Source organism: Micromonospora sp. NPDC049101 (assembly GCF_040648675.1).
In the GTDB taxonomy this organism is placed as follows: domain Bacteria; phylum Actinomycetota; class Actinomycetes; order Mycobacteriales; family Micromonosporaceae; genus Micromonospora.
Map to the genome: position 1 here is coordinate 285,160 of NZ_JBEZED010000001.1, position 12,698 is coordinate 297,857.

A 12,698-nucleotide genomic window follows, 5' to 3' on the forward strand; every position below is an offset into this window, starting at 1 on the left:
CGGTTCGCCGCCAGGTTTCGTGACCGCCCGACGGCGAAAACGCGATCGGCCGTCCGGTTGCGGCCGGCCAGGGGCTTTGACACCGGCCCTACAGGTGGATCGCGGTCCGGATCAGCCCGGCGAGGGCCAGGGATCGACTGTGCGGCGGCCACGCGATCACCGTCGTCACGGTTGGCGCGTCCAGCACCGGCACGGCGACGAGATCGCGGCGCAGGTCGGCCCGGCACGACTCGGGCAGGACCGCCGACGCTCGGCCGAGCGCGATCAGCTGGTACAGCTGCGTGCTGTCCCGTACCTGCGGACCGGGTCCGTCCGGGTACGTGCCGTCGGGGCCGGGGCGGCGGGGCGGCGGCAGGTCGGGCAGCGCGGTGACGTCGGCCATCCGCACCTGGGCCTGGGCGGCGAGGGGGTGCCCGGCCGGCAGGACCACAACCTGCCCCTCCGTGCGCAGCTCCTCGGTGTCCAGTCCGACCGTCGAGTCGAACGGCAGGTGCAGCAGCGCCACGTCCGCCCGCCCGTCGCGCAACAGTCGCTCTTGCTCGCCGATCCCGCACAGCAGCACGTCGACGGAGACCGCGCCAGGCTCGCAGGCGTACGCGTCGAGCAGCTTCGACAGCAACTCGCCGGACGCTCCAGCCTTCGTGACGAGGACCAGGCCGGGATGGCCGGCCCCGACGAGGGCCGCGCGGCGGGTACGGCGCTCGGCGGCCTCGACCGCGTCGAGGGCCGCCCGACCCTCGACCAGTAACACCGAGCCGGCCTCGGTCAGTGCGACGGTGCGGCTGGTGCGTTCCAGCAGCGCCACCCCGAGCCGCCGTTCCAGCTGCGCAACCGCCCGCGACAGTGGCGGCTGCGCGATCCCGAGCCGCTGCGCGGCGCGCCCGAAGTGCAACTCCTCGGCGACCGCGACGAAATACCGCAGCTCACGCGTCTCCATGCCGCAACGGTACCGACGGCACGGCACGGCCCCGTCCCGCTCGGGCGCCTACGGCATGGCCTCGATGGATACCCGGGAGGTATCGACGCCCACTCAAGCGGTGTTGGCGGCCCGCTGGGTCGCGGACAGGATCGGATGCATGAGCCAAACGACAATCGCGCTGGTCACCGGCGCGAACAAGGGAATCGGGTACGAGATCGCGGCCGGCCTGGGCGCCCTCGGGTGGAGCGTCGGGGTCGGCGCTCGGGACGACACGCGCCGAGAAGCCGCGGTGGAGAAGTTGCGCGTGGCCGGCGTCGACGCGTTCGGTGTGCCACTGGACGTGACCGACGACACGAGCGTGGCCGCCGCCGTCCGGCTGGTCGAGAAACGTGCCGGCGGCCTCGACGTACTCGTCAACAACGCCGGCGTCACCGGCGGTGTGCCGCAGCAGCCGACCACGGTCAACCTCGCGGTCGTACGAACGGCGGTGGAGACCAACGTGATCGGCGTCATCCGCGTCACCAACGCGATGCTGCCCCTGCTGCGTCGCTCGGCGTCGCCGCGGATCGTGAACATGTCCAGCGGCGTCGGCTCCCTCACCCGGCAGAGCGGCTCCACCGACGAGTTGGCGACAGGCCCGCTCGCCGTCGCGTACGCGCCGTCGAAGACGTTCCTCAACGCCGTCACCGTCCAGTACGCCAAGGAGCTTCGCGACACGAACATCCTGATCAACGCCGCCTGCCCCGGCTTCGTCGCGACCGACCTCAACGGCTTCCGCGGCGTCCGTACCCCGGAACAGGGCGCGGCGATCGCGGTCCGGCTCGCGACCCTGCCCGACGACGGGCCTACCGGCGGGTTCTTCGAGGACGCCGGTGTGGTGCCCTGGTGATCAATCGGTCCGCCGACACCAGTAGCTGAGCGGGCGTGGGAGTGCCGAACCCTGGTTGCACGCCGCTCACCGCCTCGCATCCGGGCAGGCGCGGGGGCGTGCCGGCCCGTGGCCGCGCGCCCTCGCACCGCCGCGCAGCCGGCAAGCAGGGCGTGCCAGACCCTGACCGCGCACCGCCTCGGTAGTAGCTGGTCGGCCGTGCCGGATGCTGGTCGCGCGCCGCTCTCCGCCTCGGTGGCGCGTGGAATGAGGGCGTGCTGTGTTGGCCACTCGGTCGGCCTGCTGATCGGGGTGACCGTTGTGTGCAGGTGGTGCTCACGTTCGTCGGTGGTAGTGGTTGCGGCGGGGGATCTGGTCGGGGTCGAGCCAGGCGGGTGGGACGAATTCGGGGTGGCCGTCGCCGCCGAGTCGCACTGTCCAGTCGCTGTGGTGCAGGTGTCGGTGGTGGTGGCCGCAGAGTAGGACGGCGTTGGTCAGGGTGGTGGTGCCGCCGTCGGCCCAGTGGTGGTTGTGGTGGGCGTCGCACCAGCGGGGTGGGCGGTCGCAGCCGGGGAAGGCGCAGCCGCGGTCGCGTAGGACGAGGGCGCGGCGGAGGGGGCCGGTGATGAGGCGGCGTTGTCGGGCGAGGTCGAGTGGTTGGCTGGCGCTGCCGAGGACGGCGGGGAGGATGGCGGCGTCGCAGGCGAGTCGGCGGACGGTCTCGGGGGTGAGGTGTAGGCCGGTGTCCAGGGTGCCGCTGCCCAGTTGCCGGGTCAGACCGTCGTAGCTGGTGATGACGACGATCTGGGCGGCATCCCCGCCGTGCTCGGGCAACTCGTCGGTGCGCAGGGCGAGGCGGCACACGTCACCGAGGGCGTCGTGGCGGCGTTGCCCAGGGGAACGCTGGTCATCGGGGCCCGAGGGTGCGCTGAGGGGGTCGATGGCGGCGCGGAGCAGGCCGGCGGTCTCGGTGTCGAGGATGCCGGTGAGTCGCAGCCGGCCGTCGGTGAGGGCGGAGAGGGTGAGGTGGCGGTCGCGGCTGGCGCGGCGGGCCTCGGCTTCCAGGGCGGCTTGGGCGGCGGCGTCGGCGATGTCGGGGGCGACGTGGTCGAGGATGCGGGTGCCGAGCTTGCGTAAGAGGGCGGGGTCGAATTGCCCGGCCCACCCGACCAAAACGCCGACGGCCTTGTCTGCTGCTTGCGCGTCGGCGGCCGTGTGCACGGTGGCGACGGTGTCGGCGATGACCCGGGCCTGGTCGACCGTGATGTCCCCGTTTGCCAGAGCGGCGCGTATCCCGGGGTTGCCGGCATCCAGAGCGGCGGCGAGGTCGACGAGCCGGCGGGCGGTGGAGATGGTGAGGTGGAGTCGCTCGCGCAGCCAGACCGCCGTGCTGGACGCGCCTTGAGCGCGGGCGGTGCCGCGACCGTCGATCTCGCGGACCAAGGCGAGCTTGACGGCGGCGCGGCGTTGCTCAAGGCGGTGCGCGGCGTCGAGTGCCGCGATCAGCTCATCTTCGGCGAGGGCCCAGGTGGCGTCGTCAACGCAGGCGGCGACCGCGTCGCCTGCCTGCGTCAACTCCTCGACCATGACCAGACATTAGAACAGGTGTACGACACTTTCGGTCGTCATGATCCATCCGCTGCAGCCCGCGCGCTGACCCGCCGGGCGGCCCGGAACACGCCGGTGGTCCGGGCAGTCCGTCGGCGGAACATCGGCCCCCTGCCCGCCTGTTGCACCCGATGTGCCGGGGTCACCGCCGGCACCCACCGATCCGACTCCGGGTGGAAGGATGAGGCGCCGTGGACCGCGTCCAGCTCGCCAGTTTTCTGCGCACCCGCCGCGAGGCCCTTCAGCCCGAGGACGTCGGGTTGCCCCGGGGCCCGCGTCGGCGCACCGGTGGGCTTCGGCGCGAGGAAGTCGCCACGTTGAGCGGAATGTCCACCGACTACTACAGCCGCCTGGAGCAGCAGCGCGGGCCGCGCCCCTCGGAGCAGATGCTCACCGCGCTGGCTCGTGGCCTGCGGCTCTCCCTGGCCGAACGGGACCACCTGTTCCAGCTCGCCGGCCACGCCGTCCCGCACCGGACGATACGGGCCGAGCACGTCAACCCCGGCATGATGCGAATCCTCGACCGGATGCACGACACCCCCGCACAGGTGGTGAACCACCTCGGGGAGACCCTGGCGCAGACCGCCCCGGCCGTCGCCCTGCTCGGCGACGAGACCCGGCACACCGGGTTGGCCCGCAGCGCGCACCACCGCTGGTTCACCGACCCGACGGCACGGCACCTGCGCCCGGAGGAGGACCACCCCACGCAGAGCCGGCTGCTCGTGGCGAGCCTGCACGCCGCGTACACCCGCGACGGCCGGGGGTCGCGGGCGGCGGCGCTCGTCGCCGACCTGTTGGCCCGCAGCGCGGAGTTCGCCCAGCTGTGGCGGGAGCACCCGGTGCCGGCCGGCCAGTGCCCGCCGAAGCGCTTCCTGCACCCGGAGGTCGGTGCGTTGGAGCTGCACTGTCAAACCCTGGTGGACCCCGACGAGTCCCAGACGCTGCTGGTCTTCACCGCCGCGCCCGGCTCGGCGAGCGACGAGAAACTGCGGCTGCTCGCCGTCGTCGGCGGCCAGCTGGTCTGATCGCGGTCAACCAAGCCCTGCGCAACGTGGTGGACAAGGCGCTCAGGGGTGCGTGCATGCACCCGTAACGGCATCCGCGGCGACGAAGACATTGATATCGGTGCACACGACTGTAATGATTAACACACTTTACAGTTGGCTTCGCCGCCCCGGAAGGACCCCACATGGCGCGACGATTGGCCGGGCCCACGCCCCGCCGCCCCCGCATCAGACTGACCGCCGCGCTCGCGGCGGCCCTGCTCGCCGTACCGACCGCCCTGGTGGTCGGCGTCGCACCCGCCGTGGCGGCCGCGACGGGCGCCATCACCGGGTACGGCGGCAAGTGCGTCGACGTGGCCGCCGCGAACCCGGCCAACAACACAGCGGTCCAGCTCTACGCCTGCAACGGCTCGACCGCGCAACAGTGGACGGTCGGCGACGACGGCACGATCCGGGCGCTGGGCAAGTGCCTGGACATCGCCGCCGCCGGCACCGCCAACGGCGCCCGGGTGCAGATCTACGACTGCAACGGCACCGGGGCGCAGCAGTGGTCGTCCAGTGCCGGGCAGGTGGTCAACCCGACCTCCGGCAAGTGCCTCGACGCGACCGGCCAGAGCTCCGCCGACGGCACCCCGCTCCAGATCTGGAGTTGCACCGGCACCGCCAACCAGACCTGGACGCTGCCCACCGGCGGCACCACACCACCCCCGTCCGGTGGCTTCACGCACCCCGGCGTGTTGGTCAGCCGGGGTCAGCTCGACTTCGTCCGCGCTCGGGTGCAGGCCGGCGCGCAGCCGTGGGCGTCGGCCTACAACCAGATGATGAGCAGCCGGTACGCGTCCCTGTCGCGCACCCCGGCACCCCGGTCGGTGGTCGAGTGCGGGTCGTACTCCAACCCGAACAACGGCTGCACCGACGAGCGCGAGGACGCGATCGCCGCGTACACCGACGCTCTCGCCTGGTACCTCACCGGCGACGCCCGGTACGCGCAGAAGTCGATCCAGCTCATGGACGCCTGGTCGGCCACGATCACCGCGCACACCGGCAGCAACGGCCCGTTGCAGACCGGCTGGGCCGCCTCGGTCTGGCCCCGCGCCGCCGAGATCATCAAGTACACGTACACCGGCTGGCCCAACGCCAACCGCTTCGCCACCATGCTGCGCACCGTCTACCTGCCGGTGGTGCGCAACGGCTCGAACAGCAACGGCAACTGGGAACTGACCATGATGGAGGCCGCCGTCGGCATCGCCGTCTTCCTGGAGGACCGCAGCGCCTACGACGCGGCGGTCACCCGTTTCCTCAACCGCACCCGGGCCTTCGTCTACCTGCCCAGCGACGGCGCGCTGCCGTACACGGTGCCCGGCAGTGGCCTGGACACCAGCTCGGAGATCATCGGCTACTGGCAGGGCCAGTCCACCTTCGTCGCCGGCCTCGCCCAGGAGACCTGCCGCGACTTCGTCCACACCGGGTACGGGATCTCCGCCATCTCGCACGTCGCGGAGACCTCCCGGATCCAGGGCCGCGACCTGTACCCGCAGGTCGGTGAGCGGTTGCGGCAGGCGCTCGGCTTGCACTCGCGCTACCAGCTCGGCGAGGCGCCGCCCTCCTGGCTCTGCGGCGGCAGCCTCACCCGGGGCCTCGGCCCGATCACCGAGGTCGGCTTCAACGCGATGAGCACCCGGCTGGGCAACGTCATGACCAACACGCAGACCCTCACACTGCAACAGCGCCCGGCCGGCACCAACAACCTCTTCGTCGCCTGGGAGACGCTGACCCACGCCAACAACCCCAACTGAGTCCCGGCCCACCGTGGGTCGACGCCGTGGTCCCGGGCGTCGACCCACGGTGGTGGTCAGCCGTCCACGCCCAGCGCCGCCACCGGGCTGACCCTCGATGCTCGCCGGGCCGGCAGCACCCCGGCCAGCGCGGTCAGCCCGACCAGCACCACGAACAGCCCGGCCAGCGGCAGCAGCGGCGCGGTCAGTGGTGCCTCGATCCCGAGGGCCTGCACCGCCAACCAGGCGTACGGGATGCCGAGCACCAGGCCGATGGTCGCGCCGATCACCCCGTACAGGCCGGACTCGACGGTCAGCATCGTGCGCAGGCCGGTCCGGGACAGGCCGATCGCGCGGAGCAACCCGGACTCACGGACCCGCTCCACCACCGACAGCGCGGTCGTGGAGCCCACGCCGACGACCGCGATCAGCACGGTCAGGCCGACCAGGCCGACGGCGATCCAGACCAGGGTGCGCACCAACGAGTCGTTGCGGTCCCGTTCGTCGGCGAGCACCGCGAGCCCCACCCCGTCGGTGCCCGCGATCGCCTGTCGCAGGGCCCGCACACCGGCGGTGCGACCGTCCTCACCGGTGCCGGCCGCGTCGGCCAGCAGACCGGTGTACGCGGCCGGCACGCCGAGCCGGTCCAGGTCGGCCGGATCGGCGAGGATGCCCGCGTGCAGCGGCCCGTCACCGGGTAGGACGGCGGCCACCCGCACGTCGACCCGGCGGCTGCCGACGGCGAGCGTGACGGTGTCGCCGACCCGCAGACCCGCGTCCCGCGCGACCCAGCTGTTGAGCACGATCCGGCCGGGCCCACGATCGGCCAGGCTGCCCTGGGCCACGTCCAGGTCACCGGTGGTGGGCAGCACCGCCAGGTCCAGGTCGCTCGTCGGGTAACCGGACTCGACGTCGCCGAGCCGGTCGGCACCGCGCAGCAGCGTGGCGTCGCCGACCATCCGGTACGGCACCACCCTCGCCAACGCGGCGTGTGCCGCCTCGGCCCGGGTCACCACGGCCGGCGGCAGCGTCCCGCCGTTGCTGGTCACCTCGAAGTCGGTCGGTGCCGACAGCGCCATCTCGCGGTCGGCGAGGACCTGCAGCGACGCACCGCCGATCAGCACCCCGGAGATCAGGGTCACGCCGAGCGCGACCACGACGGAGACCGCCGCCGCCCGGCGTGGCGTCCCGCCGATCCCACCGACCGACATCCGCCCGAGCGGCCCGAACTGGCGCAGCGGCCACCCCACCACGGCCAACACCGGGCGCACCAGCAGCGGCCCGAGGGCCACCTGCGCGAAGAACGCCAACGTGCCGGACGCGACAAGCAGGAACAGGGGCCTCGACGGGTCGTAGTTCGACTGGTCCGGTTTCGGCAGCCGGCTGATCGTGGCGACCGCCGCCAGGACCGCGCCGACGGCCAGCAGCAGCCCGACGACCAGACGTGGCACGCCGATACCGCGCCGGCCGGCGGTGGTGCTCGCCGTGCGCAGTGCCTCCAGCGGGGAGACCCGGGCGGCGGAGAGCGCCGGTGCCAGCACGGCCAGCACGGTGATCACGACGGCGCCGATCACCACCGCGACCGCCGCCGTCAGGGGCAGGCCCGGCGAGGAGACCGCCATGCCGGACGCACGCAGGATGGCCGGCAGGGCGTACCCGAGGGCCAGGGCGCTGGCGACCCCGACGACACCGGCGACCAACCCGGTCAGGGCGCCCTCGGCGGTCAACGCGCCCACCAGGGTGCCCCGGTTCGCGCCGACCGCCCGCAGCAGCGCGAGCTGCCGCATCCGCTGGGCGAAGACGATGCGGAAGGTCGAGGTGACCACCAGCGCCGCGGCGACGACCGCGATCGAGACGAACATGCCGACCAGGACGAAGAGCTTCCCGACCTCGTCGGCCGCGGCGTTCGCCTCCGCCTGGCGCACCTCGGCGCCGGAGCGGATCGGCTGGCCGGCCACCGCCGCGGTCACCCGTTGCCGGGCGCTCTCCGTCGACGTGCCGGGGGCGACGCGCACGTCGACGCGCTCCACGGACGTCAGGCGCGCCCAGCCGATCACGGCGCTGTCCGGGGCGTACGCGTCGTAGCCGGCGTCGGTGCCGGCGTTCACCACACCGGTCACGGTCAGTGGGGTCGGCGTGGTGAGTTCGCCACCCATACCGCTGGTGGTGGTGCCGACCGACAGCCCGAGCCGCTCGGCGGTACGCGGGGTGATGGCGATCTCGCCGGGCTGGTCCGGGTAGCTGCCCTCGGTCACCCGGACCGTGCTCAGCGGGCCGGTGCCCGGATCGGACTGGAGGTTGAGGTACCCCTCGCCGATGGAGACGCCGGTCGACACCCGGGCGACCGCCTCGGCCACCCCGGGTACGGCCCGGATCCGCCGCAGGTCCGTGACGGTGGGTGACGGCACGTCGACGCTGCCGATCACCAGGTCGGTGACGGCCGGGGTGCCGCTCAGGTTGTCCCGCACGGTCCGTTCGGTGATCTGCTGCACCAGCACCGTGCCGAAGACGACGAACGACGCGACCAGGATCGCCAGGCCGGTCAGGATCAGCCGCCCGGGCCGCCGGGCGGCGGCGCTCGTCTGGGTACGCAGCACTGTCGCCCTCATCGGCGGGCCGCCAGGTCCCGCAGCGCGTCGGTGACCGACACCTGGTTGGGCTTGTCGATCTCGCCGGCCACCCGCCCGTCGGCGAGCAGCACCACCCGGTCGGCGTACGCGGCGGCGATCGGATCGTGGGTGACCATGACGACGGTCTGGCCGAGGTCGCGTACCGAGTCGCGCAGGATGGTGAGCACCTCCGCGCCGGAGCGGGAGTCGAGGTTGCCGGTCGGCTCGTCGGCGAAGACCACCTCGGGTCGCGCCACCAGGGCGCGGGCCAACGCGACCCGCTGTTGCTGGCCGCCGGACAGCTCACTGGGCCGGTGGTTCAGACGGTCACCGAGGCCGAGCACCCGCACCAGGTGCGCGAGGAGTTCGGCGTCGGGCTGCCGCCCGGCGAGGTCCAGCGGCAGGGTGATGTTCTGTGCGGCGGTGAGCTGCGGCAGCAGGTTGAAGGACTGGAAGACGAACCCGATTCGTTCCCGGCGTACCCGGGTCAGTGTCCGGTCCGACTGGCCGGTCAGCTCGGTGCCGCCGAGCAGGACGCGGCCGGAGGTGGCGGTGTCGAGACCGGCGAGGCAGTGCATCAGCGTCGACTTGCCGGACCCGGACGAGCCCATGATGGCGGTGAACTCGGCCCGGCCGAAGCCGACCGAGACCCCGTCCAGGGCACGGACGGCGGTGTCGCCGCTGCCGTACACCTTCACCAGGTCGACCGCGGCGACCGCGGCGTGGCTGGTCTCCGGCGGGGCGTGCGTTGTCATTGTTGTTCCTCCAGTGGCTGCGGTGTGGCTGGGCAGCCGGTGGCTGCGGTGTGGCCCGGAAAGCGTCGCCGCGACCGGCGGGTGGGCGCATCGGCCGGTGGCCGGGTATCGGCAGGGCGGGGTCTGTCTTTCGGCCGATCTGCCCGCGCCGTCCGCTGGCTACGCTGGGTCACCATGAGCACGCCGGATCTTCGACGTTGGTGGGTACGCCTGGCCCAGGCCGCCGGCCTGCTGGCCATGGGCCTGCTGGCCCTCTTCGACCTCCGGTTCGGCGCGCCGGAGAGCCTGGCCGCTCTCCTGTTCCTGCTGGTGCGCATGGGGCTGGCGGTGGCGACGGTGCCGCTCTGGCTGCCGGTGCACCGGCTGGGTTCGCGGCTGCTGCCGCTGGCCGCGCTGGGGCTCGCCGTCGTCTCACTGGCCGTGACCGCGGCCGTCGTGCTCTTCTCCAACGGCAGCTACCTGTTCAGCAGCAGCTGGGGGCTCGCCGAGTCGGCCGGGCTGATCGGGGTGGTCTTCGTGGTCACCCGCTGGGGCGCGCCCCGGCTCGCCCCGTGGGCGGCGGTGGCCGTCGGGCTGGCCGTGGCCGCGTTGCCACTGCGCTCCGGCACCGAGAACCTGCTGGTGATCTTCGGACTGCTCCAGGTGCTCGCCGCGGCCGGCGCCGCCGGGGTGGGGCTCTACCTGCGGATCGTGGCCGCCGGTCGGGAGCGGGCGATCGCGCTGGTCCGGGCCGAGCAGCGCGCGGAGTTCGCCCGTGACCTGCACGACTTCATCGCCCACCACGTGACAGGCATCGTGGTGCAGGCACAGGGTGCCCGGTTCGTCGCCGAGCAGGACCCGCAGCGGGTGATCGTCGCCCTGGCGCAGATCGAGCGGGCCGGTGCGGAGACGATGGCCTCGATGCGGCGGATGGTCGGGATCCTGCGTGACCCGGACGCCCCGCTGGACGCGCCGCTGGCCCCGCTGGCCGGGGTGACCGAGCTGGAGCCGCTGCTGACCGGGTTCAACGGCACGGCGAACACGCCGGCACACCTGCACGTCGACGGCGACCTGCACGGGCTGCCGGTGGAGGTCTCGACGTCGGCGTACCGGGTGGTGATGGAGGGGCTGACCAACACCCGCCAGCACGCGCCGGACGCCCGGTCGGTGCACGTGGCCGTGCGGCGTACCCCGGACTGGTTGCTGGTCCGGGTCGCCGACGACGGCGCGTCGCCGCGCACCGCGCCGGCCCGGGGGCACGGCTTCGGCCTGATCGGCCTGACCGAGCGGGTACGCGCCCTCGGCGGCACGATCACCGCCGGGCCCGGCGTCGCGGGTGGCTGGGTGCTCGACGCGGCGTTCCCGCTGCGGGTGGCGGTGGCGCGGTGATCCGGGTGCTGATCGCCGACGACCAGGCCATGGTCCGGACCGGCTTCGGCATGATCATCGGAGCCCAGTCGGACATGGAGGTGGTCGGCGAGGCCGCCGACGGCGTCCAGGCGGTCGAGGTGGCCCGGCGACTGCGCCCGGACGTGGTGCTGCTGGACATCCGGATGCCCCGCCTCGACGGGCTCGAAGCACTGCGACTGCTCGCCGGGCCGGGCGTCGCCGACCCGCTGCGGGTGGTCGTGGTGACGACCTTCGACCTCGACGAGTACGTGCACACCGCACTCTCCAACGGCGCCTGCGGCTTCCTGCTCAAGGACTCCGGCCCGGCCCTGCTGGTGGAGGCGGTCCGCGCGGCCGTGTCCGGCGACGCGCTGATCAGCCCGTCGATCACGGTACGGCTGTTGGAGCACCTCAGCTCACCCGCCCCGGCGCGCGACGACGGCGGGCTGTCGCCGCGGGAACTCGACGTGGTGAAGCTCGTCGCCCGGGGCCTGACCAACGCCGAGATCGCCGCGGGGCTCTTCATCGCCGTCGGCACGGTCAAGACCCACCTGGCGAGCGTGCAGATGAAGCTCAAGGCCCGCAACCGGGTGGAGATCGCCGCGTGGGCGTGGGAACGCCGCCTGGTCGGCTGAGGGGACAGCGACGCGACCGCGACTGGCCTACCATCGTCATCAGTCGATGACTGGTCCGCTGCGGTCACCCGAAAGCGAGGCGATCATCTTGCGCGATCATCCGTGGCGCGGCGTCCGGTCCAGGGCCGCCGCACTGGCTGCCTGCGCGCTCACGGCGGCCCTGGTGGCGACGGGCGCGACCCCGGCGTACGCCGCCGCCGACACCGAAGCCCCCACCACCCCCGGCCCGATCACCGTCGCCGCCATCGACGCCACCTGGGTCGAGCTGACCTGGGCTGCCTCGACCGACAACGTGGGGGTGGTCAGTTACCCGGTCTCCGCGCAGTTCGAGGACAACGGCAGGACCTGGTCGACCGACACCAACAGCATTCGGATCACCGACCTGCGGCCGTCACGCACGTACACCTTCTTCGTGGCGGCGCTGGACGCGGCCGGCAACCGCTCCCTGTCCAGCTCGACCCTGCGGTTGACCATGCCGCCGGGCGACGACCAACCGCCGGGCGCGCCGGGTCAACCGGTGGCGTACAACGTGGCCGCCACGCAGGTCTCGCTGCGCTGGGCGCACTCGGTGGAGAACGTGGTGCTCGACCGGTACCAGGTGTTCCGGGTCGGCGCTGGCGGCGCTCTCACCTTCGTCCGCGACGTGTCGCAGTACCCGCCCGTCAACAGCACCCAGATCAGCGGGTTGACGCCGAACACCACGTACACCTTCGTGGTGCAGGCCCGCGACGAGGTCGGAAACCTGTCCCCGCTGTCCGCACCGGTCACCGTCACCACCCTGCCGCCACCGCCGAGCTGCGCGGTCCGGTCCGTGGTGCGACAGTGGTCGGACGGCTTCGTGGCGCACCTCGCCGTGCAGAACACCGGCACCACAGCGATCAACGGGTGGACCATGACGTGGCGGTTCTGGGCCGGCCAGCAGGTCCAGGGCATCTGGGGCGCGAAGGTCATCGACCGTCTCAACAACAGCTACCTGCGGGTGGGCAACACCGGTCGCAACGCGGTGATCCCGCCGGGCGGCACGGTGTCGCTGGGGCTCGTCGCCTCCGGCACGCAACTGCCGCAGGAGATCACGCTCAACGGTGGCCTCTGCGTGGTGGCAGACGAATAACGCTCGGCTCCGGGGTCTGGCGCCAGTCGCGACATCTTGCGACGCT

The 12,698-nt window shown here is 72.8% G+C and carries 10 protein-coding genes; 6 read left to right on the forward strand and 4 right to left on the reverse strand.

Annotation, left to right across the window (positions count from 1 at the left end):
- Positions 1-88: 88 nt before the first annotated feature.
- A complete protein-coding gene (locus AB0B57_RS01350) occupies positions 89-937 on the reverse strand; it encodes a LysR family transcriptional regulator (RefSeq protein WP_357063826.1) in 849 nt (282 codons plus the stop codon).
- 139 nt (positions 938-1,076) lie between these two features.
- Here AB0B57_RS01350 and AB0B57_RS01355 point away from each other — a divergent pair, with 139 nt between their 5' ends.
- The gene (locus AB0B57_RS01355; protein WP_357063828.1) at positions 1,077-1,808 is read left to right on the forward strand and encodes an SDR family oxidoreductase; all 732 of its coding nucleotides are present in this window, start codon (positions 1,077-1,079) and stop codon (positions 1,806-1,808) included.
- A 315-nt stretch (positions 1,809-2,123) separates the two neighbouring features.
- Here the strand turns inward: AB0B57_RS01355 and AB0B57_RS01360 are convergent, their stop codons facing one another.
- On the reverse strand, positions 2,124-3,374 hold the full coding sequence (locus AB0B57_RS01360) for a DUF222 domain-containing protein (RefSeq protein ID WP_357063831.1): 1,251 nt from the start codon (positions 3,372-3,374) through the stop codon (positions 2,124-2,126).
- Between the two features lie 212 nt (positions 3,375-3,586).
- On the opposite strand from AB0B57_RS01360, the gene AB0B57_RS01365 reads away from it, so the two are divergent.
- Positions 3,587-4,420: a helix-turn-helix transcriptional regulator gene (locus AB0B57_RS01365; RefSeq protein WP_357063834.1), complete on the forward strand. Its 834-nt coding sequence runs from the start codon at positions 3,587-3,589 to the stop codon at positions 4,418-4,420.
- Between the two features lie 164 nt (positions 4,421-4,584).
- Positions 4,585-6,195, forward strand: a complete 1,611-nt coding sequence (locus AB0B57_RS01370; RefSeq protein ID WP_357063837.1) for a ricin-type beta-trefoil lectin domain protein — start codon at positions 4,585-4,587, stop codon at positions 6,193-6,195.
- A 56-nt stretch (positions 6,196-6,251) separates the two neighbouring features.
- Here AB0B57_RS01370 and AB0B57_RS01375 read toward each other — a convergent pair whose 3' ends face one another.
- Positions 6,252-8,783: an ABC transporter permease gene (locus tag AB0B57_RS01375; RefSeq protein ID WP_357063839.1), complete on the reverse strand. Its 2,532-nt coding sequence runs from the start codon at positions 8,781-8,783 to the stop codon at positions 6,252-6,254.
- The gene (locus AB0B57_RS01380) at positions 8,780-9,538 is read right to left on the reverse strand and encodes an ABC transporter ATP-binding protein (protein WP_357063842.1); all 759 of its coding nucleotides are present in this window, start codon (positions 9,536-9,538) and stop codon (positions 8,780-8,782) included. The genes AB0B57_RS01375 and AB0B57_RS01380 overlap by 4 nt, the downstream gene beginning before the upstream one ends.
- 174 nt (positions 9,539-9,712) lie before the next feature.
- On the opposite strand from AB0B57_RS01380, the gene AB0B57_RS01385 reads away from it, so the two are divergent.
- From AB0B57_RS01385 to AB0B57_RS01395, 3 genes are read left to right on the forward strand one after another with little or no spacing between them, the layout of a single operon-like run.
- Positions 9,713-10,906, forward strand: coding sequence for a histidine kinase (locus AB0B57_RS01385; RefSeq protein ID WP_357063844.1), 1,194 nt, complete (start codon positions 9,713-9,715; stop codon positions 10,904-10,906).
- Entirely contained in the window at positions 10,903-11,541 is a 639-nt protein-coding gene (locus tag AB0B57_RS01390; RefSeq protein ID WP_357063846.1) for a response regulator transcription factor, read from the forward strand. The genes AB0B57_RS01385 and AB0B57_RS01390 overlap by 4 nt, the downstream gene beginning before the upstream one ends.
- A gap of 46 nt (positions 11,542-11,587) precedes the next feature.
- Positions 11,588-12,652: a cellulose binding domain-containing protein gene (locus AB0B57_RS01395; RefSeq protein WP_357063848.1), complete on the forward strand. Its 1,065-nt coding sequence runs from the start codon at positions 11,588-11,590 to the stop codon at positions 12,650-12,652.
- Positions 12,653-12,698: the final 46 nt, after the last annotated feature.